General features: G+C 44.5%; 12 protein-coding genes. 9 read left to right on the plus strand and 3 right to left on the minus strand.

The window, feature by feature from the left end; translation table 11 throughout:
* Nucleotides 1-45: 45 nt before the first annotated feature.
* Both Q0785_RS02025 and csaB read right to left on the minus strand, forming a co-directional pair.
* The gene (locus Q0785_RS02025) at nucleotides 46-1,221 is read right to left on the minus strand and encodes a glycosyltransferase family 4 protein (protein ID WP_298824578.1); all 1,176 of its coding nucleotides are present in this window, start codon (nucleotides 1,219-1,221) and stop codon (nucleotides 46-48) included.
* 23 nt (nucleotides 1,222-1,244) lie between these two features.
* Nucleotides 1,245-2,354 (minus strand): polysaccharide pyruvyl transferase CsaB, encoded by a 1,110-nt coding sequence (gene csaB, locus Q0785_RS02030; protein ID WP_298824581.1) that lies wholly within the window; start codon nucleotides 2,352-2,354, stop codon nucleotides 1,245-1,247.
* A 133-nt stretch (nucleotides 2,355-2,487) separates the two neighbouring features.
* Here csaB and Q0785_RS02035 point away from each other — a divergent pair, with 133 nt between their 5' ends.
* The 9 genes from Q0785_RS02035 to Q0785_RS02075 all read left to right on the plus strand — a co-directional run bounded on the left by Q0785_RS02035 (nucleotide 2,488) and on the right by Q0785_RS02075 (nucleotide 16,617).
* The gene (locus Q0785_RS02035; protein WP_298824584.1) at nucleotides 2,488-3,204 is read left to right on the plus strand and encodes a WecB/TagA/CpsF family glycosyltransferase; all 717 of its coding nucleotides are present in this window, start codon (nucleotides 2,488-2,490) and stop codon (nucleotides 3,202-3,204) included.
* Nucleotides 3,205-3,220: 16 nt separating this feature from the next.
* Nucleotides 3,221-4,492, plus strand: coding sequence for a nucleotide sugar dehydrogenase (locus Q0785_RS02040; protein ID WP_298824587.1), 1,272 nt, complete (start codon nucleotides 3,221-3,223; stop codon nucleotides 4,490-4,492).
* Between the two features lie 387 nt (nucleotides 4,493-4,879).
* Nucleotides 4,880-5,752 (plus strand): UTP--glucose-1-phosphate uridylyltransferase GalU, encoded by an 873-nt coding sequence (gene galU, locus Q0785_RS02045; RefSeq protein ID WP_298824590.1) that lies wholly within the window; start codon nucleotides 4,880-4,882, stop codon nucleotides 5,750-5,752.
* A 22-nt stretch (nucleotides 5,753-5,774) separates the two neighbouring features.
* Nucleotides 5,775-6,890 (plus strand): glycosyltransferase family 4 protein, encoded by a 1,116-nt coding sequence (locus Q0785_RS02050; protein WP_298824593.1) that lies wholly within the window; start codon nucleotides 5,775-5,777, stop codon nucleotides 6,888-6,890.
* 14 nt (nucleotides 6,891-6,904) lie between these two features.
* Nucleotides 6,905-8,305, plus strand: a complete 1,401-nt coding sequence (locus Q0785_RS02055; RefSeq protein ID WP_298824596.1) for an O-antigen ligase family protein — start codon at nucleotides 6,905-6,907, stop codon at nucleotides 8,303-8,305.
* A 746-nt stretch (nucleotides 8,306-9,051) separates the two neighbouring features.
* A complete protein-coding gene (locus Q0785_RS02060) occupies nucleotides 9,052-11,505 on the plus strand; it encodes an S-layer homology domain-containing protein (protein WP_298824599.1) in 2,454 nt (817 codons plus the stop codon).
* Nucleotides 11,506-11,633: 128 nt separating this feature from the next.
* Nucleotides 11,634-12,908, plus strand: coding sequence for an S-layer homology domain-containing protein (locus tag Q0785_RS02065; protein WP_298824602.1), 1,275 nt, complete (start codon nucleotides 11,634-11,636; stop codon nucleotides 12,906-12,908).
* Nucleotides 12,909-13,231: 323 nt separating this feature from the next.
* Nucleotides 13,232-15,067, plus strand: coding sequence for an S-layer homology domain-containing protein (locus tag Q0785_RS02070; RefSeq protein ID WP_298824605.1), 1,836 nt, complete (start codon nucleotides 13,232-13,234; stop codon nucleotides 15,065-15,067).
* 302 nt (nucleotides 15,068-15,369) lie between these two features.
* Complete coding sequence (locus Q0785_RS02075; protein WP_298824608.1) at nucleotides 15,370-16,617, plus strand: serpin family protein; 1,248 nt, start codon at nucleotides 15,370-15,372, stop codon at nucleotides 16,615-16,617.
* A 99-nt stretch (nucleotides 16,618-16,716) separates the two neighbouring features.
* On the opposite strand, the gene Q0785_RS02080 is transcribed toward Q0785_RS02075, so the two are convergent.
* Nucleotides 16,717-18,579 (minus strand): LTA synthase family protein, encoded by a 1,863-nt coding sequence (locus Q0785_RS02080; RefSeq protein WP_298824611.1) that lies wholly within the window; start codon nucleotides 18,577-18,579, stop codon nucleotides 16,717-16,719.
* Nucleotides 18,580-20,015: the final 1,436 nt, after the last annotated feature.

Consider the following 20,015-nt stretch of genomic DNA (forward strand, 5'->3'; position numbering starts at 1 on the left):
GCGGCTGGCTCAAAATAGAGAGCCGGCCACTTTTTCTTTGGATACTCAGTTTTTTGTCAGCGCTTCTTGGTAAATCTTTTCGTATTTTTCGGCAGCTGCAAAATGTGAATACTGCTCGATGATTTTTGTGCGTGCCGCTTTGGCCAGCTTTGCACCTTCTTCAGGGTTTGCCAATAAACGGATCATGGCATCTGACAGCTGTTCGACATTTTTTTCTTCAACCAGCAGGCCGTCTATGTTGTGGTCGACGATTTCCTTCAGTCCGCCTACTGCACAAGCAATCAGCGGAATGCCTGATCCCATAGCTTCCAGAGCGGAAATGGATGTCGCTTCTTCAACGCCGGCAGAATAGATGGAAGGAACAAGTGCAATGTCGCTTAATGCGTAATACTGGATCATGTCCTTGTGATCCACGGCTCCAAGCATAGTGACATTCTTGTCGATGCCCAGCTCTTTTGCTTTTGCCTTCATCTGATCCATCATTTCACCGGTTCCCGCAAAGACCAGTCGGGCATTCGGGTATTTCTCCAGTACAGGAGGGAAAGACAGAATCGGATAGATGACGCCGTTTTTCTTCGTCAATCGACGGGGGATGAAGAAGATCAATTCGTCTTGTGCGATGCCGTATTTATTGCGGAATTCTTCGCGGCGCTCGAGTTCCGGTTTGAAATCTTCCACATCGATGAAGTTTTTGATCATCGACGCTTCGACGCCGGCTTCGCGCTTGATGTATTCTTTGATACGCGTATCGACTGTAATGACGGCGCGCGTTTTTTTGTACATGCTGTTTTCCACATCCAGCAGTTTCTGTGCATGCTTGCTGCCTTCAGCTACGGAGCCTTTTGAAATGCCTTCGTAAGTCAAATAGCCGTGGGTCGTCGTGACTGTCGGCAAACCGACATTAAGAGAAGCGCGTGTCGCGAATACATCCTGGCCATTGATGATGTCGAAGGATTTATATTTGTCGTCCTTCAAAATCTGTTCCAGGAATTCCTGTCGGCGATTCAAGGTCCAGACATAGCCGGCTCCAAGCGAAGCTTTATTTAATAGGAAAGAAGGGCCGCGGGCTATAAAGTCACGGCGCCATTTCGGCACGTCGGAAAAAGAAAGGGTTTCGACCGTGTGCCCTAGGTTTTCAAGGCCCGTCTTCAACGTTGTCATATGTGTAGAAAGTCCACCGAGATGGGGATAATCGTAAGTTGTCGCCAATAGAATTTTCATTTTACAGTTCCTTCCTGAAAAGCTTATTTCACAAAATTTTCCTGCAGCAATTCGATGTTGCGCATCGCTTCAGCGTGAAGCTTGGCTACGTTCGGTTCCATGACCTGCTGCGCTTGTGCTTTGTTGTCCAATAGGTATAACGCATTGTCCAATAGTTTAGTTTCATCGATCTCCCCTAATCGGAAAGAATAATCCCACATGCCCGAACGTTTCAGGAAGCTTTCCACTTTCTTGTCATAGCTGAACCCGAGATGCGGCACATTCGACAAGGCCGAGAAAATCAGCGCGTGAAGACGCAAGCCAACTGTCAATTCTGCATGGCGAATGAAATTCAAGAACTCGTTCGGCGTGAAATCAGAACCCAGCAAATGGGTTTTGTCTGCATGCTTCATCTTGGACATGACGTCTTTTGAAGCAGGAACGTCATATTTTCCTTCCATTGGAACGAAGACAGGGGTAACGCCGCGCTGTTCGATCAATTGATCCAGCAGATGAGCGGTCTTTTCAATATAATCCGGATGGCTGAACCATGGACGGACCGTAACGGCGACAATCTTCTCGTCCCCAGTCAACGGCAGGGATTCATAAGCGCGATCTTCTTCGTCCGCTTTAAAAGCGAAAACGATGTCCGCGGTCACGACTGTTTCTGGACGGGTTACGCCGAGTTTCTTCAAGTAATCTTTCGAGTACTGATCGCGTACGGTGATGAAATCTGCGCGGTTCGCAAACAGCTTCATGAGGATCTTGCCCCATGTCGATGTTACAGGGCCGATTCCCTGGGAAAAGAACATCACTTTTGTGCCGCACATTTTAGCCAGCATGACAATCAGTAAATAATAAGGAAGGGGACCGAATAAGAATTTTGTTGGGTATGTATCCTGCAGCAAGCCGCCGCCTCCGGAAATCATCAAATCCGCATCCCGCAAAGCTTTCACTTTTTCTTTGTTTTCACGTCTCCATGCCCGGTACACCGATTTGACACCATATTCTTTCGCTGTCTGGTCGGGCGATAAAGAAAATACAGTAATATCTGGGTCGGTCAATTCTGCTCTCAAATTATCAATAATCGCTTTCAGGATGGCTTCATCGCCTGTATTGCCCAATCCATAAAAGCCGGATAGTACTATTTTCACACTGTTTCCTCCTCAAACTAAAGCTCGCAAGCCTTGTCCTTGCTAAATTCTATCACTTGTTAAACAGCCTATGCAACTACTGTTGGAATCTGCTATACTAATAAAATTGAAAGCTAGTGAATAGAGGGTTCGAATGATGAAAGAAAGCTATTTAGGGGTGAATGTTTCACCTCTCTCATATGAAGGTATAATAGAAGATTTAAGAAAAAGAATTTCGAATGGCGACCAGTCCACCATCATAGCGGTGAATCCGGAAAAAGTCATCGCCGCTGAACGTGATCCGAAAGTCAAAGAGCTGATCAACTCATCGACGTACCAGATCGCTGACGGCATCGGAATCCTGCTCGCTGCAAAAATAAAAGGCGGTCAGATCACTTCACGCGTTACAGGTGTGGACATGATGGCGAAGCTTTTGGAATTTGCCACAGAGGAAGGACACCCTGTGTATTTTTACGGTGCAAAAGAAGAAGTCGTCACAAAAGCAATCAGCAGCATCCAGCAGACCCATCCGAAAATTATCATTGCGGGCTATACCAACGGCTATGAAAAAGATGAAGATGCTTTGGTTGAACGCATCAACGACAGTGGAGCAAAAGTTATTTTTGTGGCACTCGGCAGCCCCAAGCAGGAATTGTGGATTCAACGCAACATGGGACGCCTCAAAAACGTCCAAGTATTCCAGGGAGTCGGCGGAAGCTTTGATGTCTTCTCAGGAACCGTCAAGCGGGCGCCTGCACTTTTCCGCAAACTCGGAATCGAGTGGCTGTACCGGCTGATTTCCAGCCCATCCCGCATCAAACGGCAGATGAACTTGCCGATCTTTTTAATGAAAGTATTGCGATCACGCTAAAGGAGCTAATGTAAAAATGAAGAAGTCTATCTGTGTTGTCGGTCTGGGCTATATCGGTTTGCCGACAGCGGTTATGTTTGCCAATCATGGACATCAGGTCCATGGTGTGGATATCAATGAAAAAGCAGTCCGAATGATTGGAAATAAAGAACTTCATATAGAAGAGAACGGATTATTGGAACGGCTGGAAACAGCAATCGACAAAGGCGCAATGACAGTCAGCACCAAGCCGGTGGCGGCGGATGTCTTCATCATTGCCGTCCCATCTCCGATCAATCCGGATAAAACAGCGGAGCTTGAATATGTCCGCCAAGCGACAGCTTCAGTTGTTCCGTTTTTGAAAAAAGGCGATCTGGTTGTACTCGAATCGACAGTACCGCCAAAAACGGTTGAAAATGTCATGCTTCCAGAATTGATCCAATCCGGACTGGAAATTGGAACGGAACTATTCGTTTCCCATTCACCAGAACGCGTCATTCCAGGCAAAGTCTTCACGGAACTGGTATCCAATGACCGCATCATCGGCGGCATCAACGAAGAATCAGCCCGTGTCACATCGGATCTGTACCGCTCGTTCGTAGAAGGCGCTATGCATGAAACCGACACGACCACTGCGGAACTTGTAAAAGTGATGGAGAACACATACAGAGATGTCAACATCGCTTTCGCCAACGAATTGGCGATGATTGCACAGAACATCGGCGTGAACATTTGGGAAGCCATCAAATTGGCCAACTTCCACCCGCGCGTCAATATCCATACGCCAGGCCCGGGAGTCGGCGGACATTGCATCGCCGTCGATCCATGGTTCCTTGTTGAACTGGATCCCGAGAAATCAAAAATCATCCACCTGGCCCGCAAGACAAATGATGGCATGCCATCGTATACGGCTCAGTTGACTGCTAGTATCCTTGAAGCCAAAGGCATTACTAATTCGAAAATCGCCATTTTTGGCCTTGCCTTCAAAGGCAATATCGATGACATGCGCGAAAGCCCGTCACTGGAAGTGGTCGAGCAGTTCACTCACCGGAACTTTAATGTAACGGCGTACGACCCGCATATCAAAGTCAATAACATCGCCGAACAGACGCAAAATGCTGAAGAAGCTTTAAAAGACGCATCCGCGTTGGTCATTTTGACAGAACACCAAGTGTTCAAGGATCTAGACCCAACGACGTTGACATCGATGAAAAACAAAATCGTTGTCGATACCAAAAACTGTGTAGACCGCGCGAAGTGGGAAGCAGCCGGTTTTGACGTATACGTACTTGGAGATTCGAAGAACTGAGATAGAGGATGGAAGAAATCGCTCTAGGCGGACAAGACATTGGCCGAAGGGAGTTCGGACAGTGTCTTTGCGATGAAGCAGCGAAGCGATGCAGGAGCAGAGCTACTGCAAGATGCCCCTTTCGCAGGAGCCGCCGATTTTCCGCCGCCTTCCGCTCTTTCTTCTTAGAGTCATACCAAATAAATAAAAAAGTTTTAATATTTAACTGCCATTAAGATATGGATCAAAACAATGGAGACTCCAGCGGGAGCAGCGCAGCGACATCGGAGAAATCCACTCGGGCATCTGGCCCGAGTTAGTTCGGCGCAAGCCCGCAGGAAAGCGGAATTGTTTTGCGGAATATCGACTATAAAACTAAAAACTTCAACTAAACTAGGAGGCAAGCCTATGAAAAAGGTAAGGAAAGCGATTATTCCCGCTGCTGGATTAGGTACACGGTTTCTCCCTGCAACGAAAGCGATGCCAAAAGAAATGCTGCCGATCCTCGACAAGCCGACCATTCAATACATCGTGGAAGAAGCGGTCGCTTCCGGAATCGAAGACATCATCATCGTCACCGGGAAAGACAAGCGAGCGATTGAAGACCATTTTGATTCTGCCCATTTGCTTGAATCCCGTCTTGCAGAATCCGAAAAGTTTGAGTTGTTGAATGCAGTTCAGTTATCGAGTAAAGTGGATATTCATTATATTCGCCAAAAATCTCCACTCGGTCTGGGCCATGCGGTATGGACGGCGCGGAAATTCATCGGTGATGAGCCGTTTGCTGTTTTGCTGGGCGACGATATCATTCAATCGGAAGTGCCAGGCCTCGAGCAGTTGATGGACCAATACGATAAAACACAATCATCCATCATCGGTGTCATGGAAGTGCCGGAAGAAGAAGCCTATAGATATGGCATCATGGACCCATCTACAAAAGATGGCCGGCTTTATAAAGCCAATAAATTCGTTGAAAAGCCAAGAGCGGGAACAGCTCCCTCAAATTTGGCGATTATCGGCCGTTACATCTTCACGCCGGAAATCTTCGGGTTTTTGGATAATATGAAAGTCGGTGCAAATGGAGAAATCCAATTGACCGATGCCATTGAAGAGTTGAATGCTGTGCAAAGCGTTTACGGGTATGCTTTCGAAGGAAAACGTTATGATGTAGGCGAAAAGCGTGGATTTGTGGAGACAACTTTGGATTTTGCCTTGGCGCGTCCGGAGCTCCGTGAAGACTTGTTGGATTTTATGAGGTTAAAATTAGAAGAATACAAGTAAAGTTCGAAAGGAAGGCATGTCTTTGAAAATTTTGCTCGTATCGAATATGTACCCTTCAGAGCAATTTCCAAGCTTCGGTGTTTTTGTGAAAAACACCGAAGCCATTTTAACAGCTGAAGGTTTCACTGTAGATAAAGCTGTCGTTCAGAAAACAGTCAGCAAGTCAAAAAAATTATCTGCTTATATGGGCCATTATGCCAATGTGGTCCGGAAAGGCATGACGGGCAAGTATGATGCCATCTATGTGCACTATGCTGCCCATAATGCGTTTCCACTCCTGCTCCTGAAAAAGCTGAAGCCTTCTGTCCGGATTGTCACCAATGTCCATGGCAGTGACGTGGTTCCCGAAGTGGCATCCCAGGAGAAGTTCCAGCCCTATGTCAAAAAGCTATTGCAGCAATCCACTTTGATCATCACTCCTTCAAATTATTATAAACAGCTTGTCCATGAAAAATACGGAGTCACGACACCGATTGAAATCTTTCCTTCAGGTGGGGTGAACTCGTCTGTATTTTATCCGAATCCCGAGGAGCGGGAACTTCAGCTGGAACAACTCGGCTTGAATTCCGATATGCGCTATTTTGGGTATGTTGGACGGATGGATGTCGGAAAAGGGTGGGATCATCTATTAAAAGGTTTTTCCGCTTTTCTTGAACGAAATCCCGCTGAAAAAGACAAAACGCATTTAATCATGGTCGGCTCTGGAAAAGACGATGCCGCATTTTTTAAAATGAAGTCCGATCTTGGACTCGATGACGTTGTCCATCACTTTCCATTAATGAAACATCAAGACTTAGCGGCCATCTACAACATCATTGAACTTTTCATATTCCCGACCACCCGAAAAGGCGAAAGCCTTGGATTGGTGGGCCTTGAAGCAATGGCTTGCGGAACTCCGATTTTGGCGAGCCGCATCGGCGGCATCTTGGATTATGTCCAAGACGGCACCAATAGTTGGTTGTTTGAGGCTGGTGAATGGGAAGATTTGGTTAAGCAGTTGGAACTGTATAACCGATTAACAATGGAAGAAAAGCAACAAATCGCTGAAGCTGCTTATGAAACTGCACAAAATTATGATCAGGGAAAGATTCAATCGAAACTTTCTGCTATATTTCATGAACTTGAGCTAATTAAATGAAAGAGGATTTTACTATGGACTCTAAAAAAATTCTAATACTTTTCATCGCGTTTATTGCCATTCAGCCGATTATTGACGTCCTGACGACGGCTTCCATCTTCATGGTGGAAACCAGTTTGACGGTGGGTGTCCTTTTACGGACAGCTTATATGGCATTGGCACTGGTATTTTTGCTATGGATGGCGAGGACCAGCAAAAACAGTCGGATTTTCACTGTTTACTTGATCGGTCTGGCATTGCTGATCGGCATCAATATTGTCAGCAATCTGCAGATCAAAGATCCGTATTACCTGTTCCAAGAGCTTAAGTTCTTCAATAAAGCGATCTATTTCCATATTGTGTTGTTCGGTTTCCTGGTGGTTTATCGCCAGCTGAAAGACAAGAACTACAATATTGCCAGCCAAACGACAAAATACTTATGGATTTCAGGTTTATTCATCGGAATTATTTTTATCATTGCCCAGTTGACGGGAACGAGCCTTTCCAATTACTCGCATACGAAAGTCGGTTTTACAGGCTGGTTTTATGCTGGTAACGAAGTCGGGGCGATTATGGCGATCGTTTTGCCGATTATGGCTCTCTATGCCATTGAAAAAACCGATTCCTGGAAAAAATCCTGGTCATGGATTCCGTTCATCCTGCTGTCGATCGGCATGCTCGCACTGGGCACGAAAGTCGGCTATGGCGGAATCATCATCGTTCTATTATCGGTATTATTCGGCAGTTTAATCATGCTGCTAATGAAAAAACGGTCAGCGACGATCAAAATCAATTTGCTGATTTCCACATTTTTGACAGTTGTACTGATTGCGATCACACCTGTAACGCCAGTATTCGGCAATATGTTTGCGCACATCGATTCGCTTGGCATCAACTTTGGGGATGCCGTCGAACGTCCTGGAGATGAAGTGTTAGTCGAAGGGGACGAAGGCTTCGAGGAGCAGCAGCAAGAAGAAGAGGATTCCGGAATCACGAGTGCACAAGTGCAGAACCTGGTGTTCAGCTCACGCGAAACCTACGCGCAGTTCATGAAAGAGGACTTTCAGAACTCGCCGATCCTTCAGCAATTATTCGGAATGGGATTTGCGGGGAATTATGAAATTCCCGAACCTGGCAAGTCACCAACGATGATCGAAATGGACTTTCACGATTGGTTCTATTCGTTCGGATGGATTACATTCCTTTATATGATGTTTCCATTTATTTGGTTCACCGGTAAATTCCTGATTCACTTTGTCGTCAATATCAAGACTCATTTTACGTACTTCTATATTTTATATGGCGTTGCTTTCCTTTTAGGGATCGGAATTGCCTATACAGCAGGCCACGTCTTGACCGCTCCAGCCGTTTCCATCTATGTGGCAGCTATCCTCGCGATGCTGACGGTGAACGAAGATCTGCTCAAATCAAAATAAAATAGAATCCAGTAAATCTAACCCTGAAAGACAGCGTTGCAATTCTGCTGCCTTTCGGGGTTTTTTTCTGTTTGGGAAGATTGAGGTCCCGTGCATTCTAAAAATGGGTGAAAATAATCAGTTGACTCGGCTATTGCTGGAGAAGAAAAAGTAGATTATAGGAAGCGAATTAAGAGTTCAGAGATAGGGGACTAAAGACTAACGGTTTATCAAAAACTATTTATTTAAACAAATAAAGAAAAAGTAGTATAAGTAAATTGACATGATTTTGCTGACTTGAAAGCTCAATATTTTTGGTTAAAAATATTAATAAAATAAAAAAATGATATTCTTGCTAATGGTTGAAGAAAATAAATTACTATAAAATGTAAAAAAACTTCATTTCCCGTGAAAGAGGGGAAAAAAGGAAATAAAATATAGGGATAATATACCATAAGATGTTCGAAAAAATCAGAAATCGGTATTAAATGTAATGCTTCTGCATTATTTTTGTAAGTATTAGTAAATTTTTTGATATATTATTACATTAGTGGTTGATTTAACGTAATTCTTTGGTAAACTAAGTAAGAGTTTAGTTATCTGATAAAATCTTTCGTTCGACCTATAACAAGTGGGACTCTAGTATCGTTCATAAGACGTACTTAATCTACATAAGGTGGAAACGATTAGGGAGAAGCGGGTAACTGAATTGAGTTATATGACTCAATATATTTATAGCACCACCAAACCAAGGAGGAATTATATTAATGGCTTACCAACCAAAAAATTACAAAAAATTCGTAGCAACTGCAGCAACGGCTACTTTAGTAGCATCAGCAATCGCTCCAGCGGCATTCGCAGACCAAGCTTCAACTTCAGCATTCACTGATGTGGGTGATCGTTATACAGACGCAGTTGATTACGTAGTAACTAACGGAATTGCAATCGGTATCAACGAAACACAATTCGGTGTAGGCGCTTCAATCACTCGTGGTGACGCAGCGATCATGATCGCTACTGCTGCTGGTTTAATGGACGAAACAGCTCCAGCTTCAGGTTTCTCTGACGTTCCTAAACGTGGTGCTGTTGCAGTCAACTCTCTTAAAGAAGCAGGAATCATTAACGGCGTTTCAGATACTAAGTTCGGCTGGGATCAGTCAATCACTCGTGGCCAGGCAGCATTCATGCTTGCACAGGCTTATGAGTTGGAAGACGGCGACGTTTCTAAACTTAAATTCACTGATGTCGGTTCTAAACACCGTTTCGCAACAGAAGTTGCATCATTAGTTGAAAACAAAATCACTGATGGAGAAACGCCAACTAAATTTGGAATCGAATCTTCTATCAAACGTGGAGATTTCGCAATCTTCCTTCATAGATTATATGAATTGACTCAAGTTAAAGATGAAGCAACTGTTTCATCTGTTACTGGCCTTAACGCTAACCAGGTTCAAGTCAACTTCAACACAACTTTGAATGCTGATACAGATGTACTTAAAGATGCAACAGAAGTTGCTAACTACAAATTAGGCACAGCAACTCCAGCTAAAGCTGAATTGTCAGCTGACAAGCGCTCAGTCGTCTTGACTTTTGCTACATCAGTTGAAGGAAAAGATCAAGTTCTTGTAGTTGAACCGATTGCTACTAATGCAAAAGATAAAGATGGCAACTGGGTAAACACTGAGAAGGCTTCTAAAGTATTTACTTATGCTGATACTGTTAAACCAGTAATCACTAACACTTCATACGACAACGGCAAAATCACACTTACTTTCTCTGAAGATTTAGGGACAGCTCCTACTGTAATCCGTGTAAACGGTGAGCCAGTTACTGCTTTCACACAAACAGGCAACAAAGTAGTAATCGACAAATCATTGAACGCTAGCCAAACTGCTTCGCTTTACATTGCAGGAGCTACAGACAAGTCTGCAGCTAAAAACGAAATGGTCATCTACAATGGTTCTGTAACTGCTCCATCAGCAGATATGGAAAAACCGCGTGTGACTAGTGTACAAGTAGTCAACCAAAGCACTGCTAAAGTTACATTGAGCGAAGATATTGTTGAAGACAGCGTATCTGTTAAATTGCAACAGGGTGGAACGCAAACTACTGCTAATCTAGTTCGCGATACTACTGACACAACTGGCAAAACTTACTTGTTGAATGTAGGAGAATTATTCCCAGCAGGTTCTACAGCAACTTCACAAACTTTCACTTTGTACGCTGAAGCTAAAGTTATGACAGATCTTGCTGGAAACAAAAACGAATTCTACAGCACTTCAGTAACTTTCGTTAAAGACGTAACTGCACCAACACTTTCTTCTACACGTGTTTCTGCTGGAAACGAGAAATTGGAATTCACTTTCAATGAAAAACTTGTAGTTGCAGGATCTGATAGCGAAATCACTATCCGTAACTCACAAGGCGTTAATTTCTCAGCAGTTGATGCAGAATCTATGTTGAAAACTGATGACGCTTCTACTTACTTAGTAGATTTCAAAACAACTACAGCAGCATTGGATGCTGGAACGTACACAGTTACTTTCCCAGCTGGATTCTTCACTGATGCATACGGCAACAAATCTGCTGCAGTATCATCAACAATCACTGTTCCTGGAACTCCAGCAGCAGTTGATAACGTGAAACCAACAGCTTCAGTAGTTACTACTAACACAAACGAATTCACTGTTTCATACAGCGAAGAAGTTGCTGCTAACGGAATCAGCCTTTCAAGCTACCGTCTAGACGGACAAGCTTTACCTGCTGGAACTGACATCTACTTCACAGATGCTGACAAAGATACAGTAGTTATCAAATTGCCTGCAGGATCAGTTAACATCGGTAACCAAACAACTGGTACTCCAGCTGTATTGACAGTATTGAACACTACTGACAAAGCAGGAAACGTAATTGCTACTGCTAACTCAGAAGTAACTATCAAAGACAACACATCTGCAAAAATCACTTCAGTGCAAGTTGCTGGTGACGTTGTAGTTGTAACATTCGACGAAGTTATCTCAATTCCTAACGTTGATGCTAACAATGTATTCGATGTTAAAGTTGGCGGAACTACAGCAAATGCTGGTAACTTGGTAGTTGTTGACGGTAACGAAACTCAAGTACGCTTCACACTTGATACAGCTCCAACTGGTTCAGTGACTACTACAGTTAAAGCTGGCCAAAATGAATTAGTCGACAGAAACGGCTACCTTGTAAAATAATTGAACGTTTCTTGAGTACCTTGTACTCATAAATTTAAAAGCGATGCCGGGATTGTTCCCGGTATCGCTTTTTTGATATTTGGTGCCTGGCACCCACACAATTCATTTTGTTCAGAAGGAGTGGCAGCATGCATAAAAAGAAACGTGGCACAGCTACAATCATCATCGGATTCCTTACGATTATCCTGTTCTTTTCGATTATACAGCCCAGTCTGGCCGCGGATTTGACTGATGTTGATGAGAACCACTGGGCTTATGGGGATATCGAGTCGTTGATGAAGAAAAACATCTTAAATGGCTATTCGAACGGAATGTTTAAGCCGGATGAATACGTGACCCGTGCCCAGGCAGCGAAAATTATTTCGCTGGCTGCGGATATTAAGCCGGTGAAACCGGAGGCGGCGAGTTATCCTGATGTTGCGCCGGATTATTGGGCGTTCGGGTATATTGAAACTTTGAAAAAAGCTGGCGTTATTCATGGAAAAGGGAATGGCATGTATGGTCCCGAAGAGGTGTTGACGCGCGGGCAGATGGCGAAGATCCTGGCGGAAAGTTTTGACCTTATTGGGCGTTCGACTAATTATTTCGCGGATGTAAAACCGGAAGATTGGATGTTCACCTATGTTTTAGCGCTGCGTGATAGTGGCATCACAGTGGGATATTCACAGGATAATACTTACCGGCCGGATGGGATTGTCACCAGAGCTCAAATGGCTGCATTTGCCAACCGGGCAATGGAGTGGAAAGGTGGACAGGTGCCTTCGGGTGAAATCATTGCGTTTGGTGATAGCAACACTTCGGGTTCTTATTTGCCGAAAGAGTTTCCAGCGTACCCGGACCATAACTGGCCGAAACTAGCAGGAATCACGAATGCGGGCGTTAGCGGCAATACCACAGCGAGCGCCTTGAAACGCTTTGAACGCGATGTGTTGGACCGAAACCCCTCTGCTGTCGTGATGATGTTCGGGGTGAACGATGCTTTGATCCGTCCGGATACGAAAGAACCACAAGTCAGCAAAGCCCAGTTTGAAAAGAATATTTCATATATGTCCGCGCAGTTGAAGGCAAAGGATATCGAAGTCGTATTGATGACCAATCTGCCGGTCATCGAAAGCATTTATTACCAATCACAAGCGGCGCAAAATCCGGATATTCAAAAGCTGTATGCGGATAAAGGTGGTCTTCGGGCATGGGAAGACAGCTATAACGAGATAATCCGCAAAGTCGCGAAGCAACAAAATGTCGGGCTGATCGATAATTATGCGAATGCTGTACAAAAAGCAGGAAGCGCGACAGACGCAGACCTTAAGAAGAGCGGTTTGGTCGATTCGCTTCTCGGCTTCCATTGGACTCCTAGAGGCCATATGATGGTGGAGTATTCGGTAAGCCGGTATTTGGAATAGTGTGGGTGCCAGGCACCTGCTCAATTTCCGCACAATTCAAAACCCTCATGAACCAATAAGAATCGCGTCCATGTGTAAAATACAATTGAATTTATTCAAATAAATGAATGCTAAAAAGACCGCTTTTGAAATCAAGGGATTTCAAAAGCGGTCTTTTTGTTTTCATGATCACGACTTAAAATCTTTACGATAACTTGTCTGACGATGGGGAAAATTGGAATATAAATTTTTTAGGAATTTATTTGTAATGATGGTATTATTAGATTTAGTGGATTTTTTTGTTCGCTAGATTTAACAAATAATAACTAAGGGGAATACTTAAAATGTCTATTCAATCGCATCTTTATCACAAACTGCTTGCTCCAACGGTATTGGCGGCACTTATTTCGTCAACTATAGTACCAGGAGTTTCAGCAAATGATGAGACTTCTACTTTCACAGATGTTTCAAAAAGATACTCGGAATCAGTGGATTATCTTGTATCTAACAAGCTTTCACTTGGGCTTACTGAAACGAAATTTGGAATTGATAACCAGATTAAACGTGGGGATGCTGCCGTCATTTTGGCAAATGCATTAGGATTGGCAAATGCAGATGCACCTGATTCAGGCTTCACGGATGTTCCACTACGTGCAGATTCTGCTATTAAAGCACTAAAAAATGCAGGTATCATTTCGGGGAAAAGTGCAACGAAATTCGGATTCAATGATCTGCTTAAACGTGGAGAAATTGCTTTGATGCTAACGAAAGCTTCCGCATATGACCTTAAGGGAAACACGGGAAATGTTAAATTTACCGATGTTAATTTACGTTACCGGGAAGCAATAGCTGGTTTGGTTGATAACGAAGTTACACAGGGGAAGACTACAACAAGTTTTGGAACCGACGATAATATAAAACGCGGAGATTATGCCATCTTCATACATAGAGCTGAATTGATTAAGAATGAAAGATTGTCTGATAAGAAAGCACCTGAACTTAATATGAATGGAGAAACGGAAGTCACTGTTAATTTTGATGGAGAGTTCGTACTTCCGGATGTAACTGCAACTGATGATAAAGATGAATTTGTAGCGGTTACGCATGTCATTACGCTTGAAAACAAGGAACAAACTGAAGTGGATACTTCTGTACCGGGAGTTTATACAATTACTTTCAGTGCAAAAGACAAAGCTGGCAATAAGGCTGAAGATCTTACTATTAAAGTGACTGTTGAAAAAGAGGACATATTGACACCTGCTATTAAAGCAGCGGAACTAGCAATATCTGAACTTCCTTCTATTGAAGCTATAAAAATATCGGATTCAAGTGATATTCAAGAAGCACGACAATTAGTAACCAAAGCCCTTGAGATCGATAATGAAGCTGAAGTTAAAGGGTTAGAAGCACTTATTGCTGCTGAAGAACAGGTTGAGGTATTGATTGCACAAGAAGAGTTGGCAAATGCCATCGAAACTGCAGAAAATGCAATAAAAGCAATACCTGAGCTAGATCAGCTAACGCTTGAAAATGATATAGACGTCACGAAGGCGAGAGAATTTGTGAGCTCAGTTCTTACATTGGATAACCAAGCTATTATCAGCGGCATTGAAAAGTTGAATGAGGCTGAAGCGGTAATAGAGGAGCTTAAAATAGAGAAAGAAATTGAAGCGGCGATCATAAAAGCCGAAGCCTCTATAAAAGCATTACCGGCTATTGAAAACTTAACAAACGAAGAAGCTCAAACAGTGAAGACTGCCAGAAATTACGTAAATGCTGCCTATGCTCTTAATCCCGAAGCAGTAATCAGTGGAATAGAGAAGTTGGAAGCCGCAGAAGCTAAAATGATAGAAATATACAAACCTGAAATATATTTAAATACATATGCATCGGTTACAATTAATAATCGAATTGATGCATTAAGCACTTCTTTTCAAAATCTTAGTTCGGATACATTAACTGTGAAAAACGTAGAGATAATTAGTGGGACAAGCTCTAGAGGTTCTTATAGTGAGGAACAGTTGGCTTCTAGTGGAATCAATACAACTATACAATCTTACGGAAGATTTCAAATATCTATTACTTTTGGAATCGGCATATGGAAAACAGATAATAACTATGTGAAGTACACATTAAATGATGGCAAGAAAGATTATGAGTATATATCACAAGTGAATTAATGTACTAGTAAAGTGTGGGTGCCAGGCACCCACACAACTTAACAAACCAAGCTGCCAAAAGATCAAATGACGCTCGAGAAATTACAGACGCTTGCAGCAGAGCTAAACTAATCAAAGTGTGATACCAGAATCGTTCCTGGTATCACATTTTTATTATTTGGTGCCTGGCACCCACACAATGATGGAGTATTCGGTAGGCCGGTATTTACACTAGTGTGGGCACCAGCCTCTGAAAGACACCGCAATGTTTGTAACCTTTCCCACTTCATCCAGTCTAATCCACTAACAGGAGGCGGATGAGGATGAGAAAAAGAAAAGTTCTAATTTTATCGGCCGGGCTTATGTTAACTGCTGCAGCTTGTGGTACTGGTGAAACCAATCAGGGACTTGAAATTTCAGGTGATGTTGAATTCGGTGAAAGCGACTATGAAAAAATCGTCTCTGCCAACAATCAGCTGGGAATGGAGTTAATGGGTCAAATCGAGCCTGATGGTGAAGGCAACACCTTCATCTCTCCGCTGAGTTTGTTCATGGCGTTATCGATGGCCTATAACGGTGCGGATGGTGAGACGAAAGAAGAAATTGCGCGTGTCTTGCAAAAAGAAGGCGTTGAAGTTGAAGAGCTGAATAAAGCGAATGCGTCGATGATGACGAAGCTTCACAATGAAGCGGAAGAAATTCAGCTGAGCGTTGGAAATTCGATTTGGCTAAATGAAGACTTTACTTTCCAGGAGGAATTTGCCCAACATACCGAAGATTATTTTAATGCGGAAATTCAGGAAATCGATGTGGAGGATGATGGTTCAGTTGACATGATCAATAATTGGGTATCGGATGCGACAAATGAGAAAATAGAGGAAATCGTCGAGGCTCCTCTGCATCCATTGACGGTGGCAATCTTGATCAACGCCCTCTATTTCAAAGGGGATTGGCAATATCCATTCAAAGAAGACAATACAGAGAGCGGATTGTTCCAATTGCAGGACGGCACGGAAGAAGAAGTGCAATTGATGGCTATGACCGAGAACTTTCCTTATATGGAAAACAGCAGCTTCCAAGCCGTTTCATTGCCTTACGGTGAAGGGGAAATGAGTATGAACGTCTTTTTACCATCCGAAAGCTCCTCTCTCGAAGAATTCTCTTCATCGCTGACTGCGGAGAAATTGGAAGAGTGGATAGCAGAACTCAGTGAACAGCAAATTTCGCTCAAGCTACCCACTTTCCAATTAGAGTATGAAAGCGAGTTGAAGGAGTCGTTGGAGTTACTTGGCATGGAATCCGCATTTTATGACGGGGCAAATTTTTCCAAGCTGATTCAAGAAGATAATCCCGTGAAAATTAGTTCAGTTCTGCAGAAAACCTTCATTGATGTAAACGAGGAAGGAACAGAGGCAGCTGCGGCAACGTCTGTGACATTTGTGGAAACATCCGGTCCCGCTGAACCGATCCTCATGGAAGTCGACCGGCCGTTTTTCTTTACGATTACCGAAGAAGAGTCGGGAACAGTTCTCTTTATGGGATCAATCGCGCATCCGCAGGAAGGAGACTGACTAGTAGAATTGTGCGGGTGCCAGGCACCCGCACAATTCCCGCACAATTCAAAACCCCCATGAACCGGAGACCCGGTTCATGGGGGTTTGTGTTTTTGTTTACTTTTGCTTCCCGAACAACTTCTCCAGCGAATACTGTTCTCCGAAGAGCAGATCGTATTGGATCAGTTCGTATTCGCGCTTGGTTGGTTCGACTTCGTCCGGCGTGACTTTATAGAGTTCACCGTCTGCATCGATTTTCACGTCGTTCGTGTAGCCAGGCATTTCGGCTTGGAATTTTTCCAGCACGGAATGGTACAAAGGCTGCTCGATTCCTGCCAGGTCAAAGACGGTCGGTGCAAGGAACGAAGGGCTGATGGTTCCGAGATCCGGAACTTCAGTGCCGTAGTTATTCCAGATGGCCAGTGGCGTAGCGTGCATTTTCAACTGATCCTCGAGGCTCCAGTTGATGTCTCCGGCTCCGCGCGGCACGTATTCAGCCTGCTTATAGAATTTATAATCGTTGCCGAGGCCCGGCAAATGGTCTCCGAAAAAGACGACGATGGTCGGCTCATCGGATGTTTCGTAGTAATCGATGAGACTCTTGAACGCTGCGTCGGCATCCGCAATTCCTTGTGTGTAGGACCGCAGCAATAAGTTGAAGACCGGATCCACTCCAGGCGGCGTTTGCGTTTCGACACTGAATTCAGGGTATTTATCGACATTATAGCTGGTATGGTTCTGCATGGTGATGGCATAGATGAACGTCGGATCTTCATTCGCTTCCGTCTGTTCGATGATCGTATCAGTCACCTGCTGGTCCGAAACATAGGGCCCTTTATAAGCCGGGTCGGTGAATCCGTCGATATCGATGAACTTTTCGAATCCGACATGCTGATAGACTTCTTCTCTGTTCCAGAACCATTTCGGATATGGGTGGATCGCAGTGGTCTGATATCCCTGGTCCGCCAAATAATTAGGCATTGCCGGAATTTCATTTTTTATATACTGCTGGTACGGCACAGAACCGGGTGGCAGGAACATATTGGTGAAGCCGGTCAATGCCTCGAATTCCACATTGCTGGTACCTCCGCCGAAAGTAGGTGCCAAAATCTGGCCGTTCTGCTGTTCTCTGACGGTCGGCATCGGATCTTCGTTATACGATGTGCCTTCTACAGAAGTCGGATCCCAGAACGATTCGCTCATGATGAAGATGATATTCGGATCTTTTGGCGCAGTCGAGTTGGATTGCGGTTCAACTTTGTTCAACCCATCAACGATATCCAGAATGTTTTCTTCATTATAGCCACTCGGCTGCAGCACGATGGCGCTTTGCATATTCAATAGGAACGTCAGCAGGAAGCCGTTGGTTTTGTAATTACGGCTCTGGTCAAAAACTAAATTGGTGACTCCCGCATCTTCCAACGTCGATTCCACATCCGGGATTGACCGGTAAAAGATGAAGATGCTCAAATACGCAGCACCCGCAACGACGAAGAACAAGCGCACCCAAGGATTGAGGCGGATCCAGCGCTTCGGCTTCTTGATGAATAAAAAAGCGGAGAACGCAGAAAGGACCGCAATGATCAATCCGAAAATGACAATGACTTGCGTTAAATTGACGGTTTCATACAGGTTCGGCAATAAATTCAGCACATTATTATAAAGCATCAAATCCCAAGGATATAAAAATTCCCCTAAAAAGCTGAATTTATAAAAGCTGAAAACCGCCAGTATCACTACAATCGCGTTGGTGAGGATAAAACTGATAAAATAGCGGTTGAAAATCCCTAAAAAGACAATGAACAAACTCAAGACAATCATGTAATTGAAGAAAAAGGCCTCTTTGTTTTCCCCGCGCCAGATAGAACGTTCCGAATAGCTTCCATTTAAATATGTTTCAATTCCGTTTATAAGCAAAAAGAAGTAAAACATGGTGGCTAGCATAACCAAAACAGGTTTGTAGCTCCATTTGACTTTCATTAAAAATCACCTCAAAAAGATTTATCACATCAGGCGCATCGATCGCCAGAAAGAGACGGAAAATGTGGACTACCCTTAAGTATAGAGGAATCATGAGACGCAAGCAAATGCAGATATTTGGAAATTGAACGGGTATCAGGATCTACATGCGCCTCCACTCGCCAAGTGAAGACCTATGGATGCTGCTGATAAGGAGCGGTACTTTCTATCGAAGCATGACTCATAGTCAGCGATGGATCTTACCCATTGAGCACATAATTTCGTATCAACTTCACATGGAATTCATGTAAGAGCGCAGAAACTTCATGTAGAAAAGCAAGACGGTTAGATACTATCTGTACTTTCTCTTGTAGAAACTTAAAACGGTGAGGTAGAGGCGTCAATTCTTCCTATAGAGCTCAAAAATCCATATGCAACCATTCGACTTCACGCCAAGCGAAGGCGCGTGCACCACCGCTGCCGAGCGTTTCCAGAACCACTCACTACTTTTCCCCCACACCCATCATGTTTGCTGCATATTCCACAACACCCAAGCGCCGGCGCGTCCCCGGAGTGGGTGGAGCAATAAGACGGGCAGCGTACTCCAGCTGCCTGGCTTATTGTGGGAACCCACTCCAGAGCGTCCGAAGCGACTTTTAGAACCATATTAAAACTATTCCCACAACCTCACACCAAGCGAAGGCGCGTGCACCACCGCTGCCGAGTGTTTCCGTAACCACTCATTAACTTCCCGCCAAACAAACCAGCAAGTTCGCTGCGTATCCCAAATCACCCAAGTGGCAGGTGCGCCAACGGAGTGGACGGAGCGATAAGACTGGCAAGCGGAGCGCTGCCCGGCTTATCGCGGGAGTCCCCTCCAGAGCACCAGAGCGGTTTATAGAACCCGACTCAAGATGCCACTCCAGAGCGTAGCGACTCAAAGAACCATATTAAAACTATTCCCACAACCTCACACCAAGCGAAGGCGCGTGCACCACCGCTGCCGAGCATTTCCGGAACCACTCACTAACTTCCCACCACACAAACCAGCAAGTTCGCTGCGTATCCCAAATCACCCAAGCGGCAGGTGCGCCAACGGAGTGGACGGAGCGATAAGACTGGCAAGCGGAGCGCTGCCCGGCTTATCGCGGGAGTCCCCTCCAGAGCACCAGAGCGGTTTATAGAACCCGACTCAAGATGCCACTCCAGAGCTTAGCGACTCAAAGAACCACATTAAAACTATTCCTGCAACCTCACACCAAGCGAAGGCGCGTGCACCACCGCTGCTGAGCGTTTCCAGAACCACTCGCTACTTTCCCCCACACCCATCATGTTCGCTGCATATTCCACAACACCCAAGCGGCAGGTGCGCCAACGGAGTGGACGGAGCGATAAGACTGGCAAGCGGAGCGCTGCCCGGCTTATCGCGGGAGTCCGCTCCAGAGCACCAGAGCGAT

The organism is uncultured Planococcus sp., assembly GCF_947501725.1.
Lineage (GTDB): Bacteria > Bacillota > Bacilli > Bacillales_A > Planococcaceae > Planococcus > Planococcus donghaensis_C.

Excerpts from the sequence above, each read along its gene's own strand:
- Q0785_RS02040 (WP_298824587.1), top strand. The coding sequence starts at position 3,221 with ATGAAGAAGTCTATCTGTGTTGTCGGTCTGGGCTATATCGGTTTGCCG.
- Q0785_RS02055 (WP_298824596.1), top strand. The coding sequence starts at position 6,905 with ATGGACTCTAAAAAAATTCTAATACTTTTCATCGCGTTTATTGCCATT.
- Q0785_RS02035 (WP_298824584.1), top strand. The coding sequence starts at position 2,488 with ATGATGAAAGAAAGCTATTTAGGGGTGAATGTTTCACCTCTCTCATAT.
- galU (WP_298824590.1), top strand. The coding sequence starts at position 4,880 with ATGAAAAAGGTAAGGAAAGCGATTATTCCCGCTGCTGGATTAGGTACA.
- Q0785_RS02080 (WP_298824611.1), bottom strand. The coding sequence starts at position 18,579 with ATGAAAGTCAAATGGAGCTACAAACCTGTTTTGGTTATGCTAGCCACC.
- Q0785_RS02065 (WP_298824602.1), top strand. The coding sequence starts at position 11,634 with ATGCATAAAAAGAAACGTGGCACAGCTACAATCATCATCGGATTCCTT.
- Q0785_RS02025 (WP_298824578.1), bottom strand. The coding sequence starts at position 1,221 with ATGAAAATTCTATTGGCGACAACTTACGATTATCCCCATCTCGGTGGA.
- Q0785_RS02060 (WP_298824599.1), top strand. The coding sequence starts at position 9,052 with ATGGCTTACCAACCAAAAAATTACAAAAAATTCGTAGCAACTGCAGCA.
- Q0785_RS02070 (WP_298824605.1), top strand. The coding sequence starts at position 13,232 with ATGTCTATTCAATCGCATCTTTATCACAAACTGCTTGCTCCAACGGTA.
- Q0785_RS02075 (WP_298824608.1), top strand. The coding sequence starts at position 15,370 with ATGAGAAAAAGAAAAGTTCTAATTTTATCGGCCGGGCTTATGTTAACT.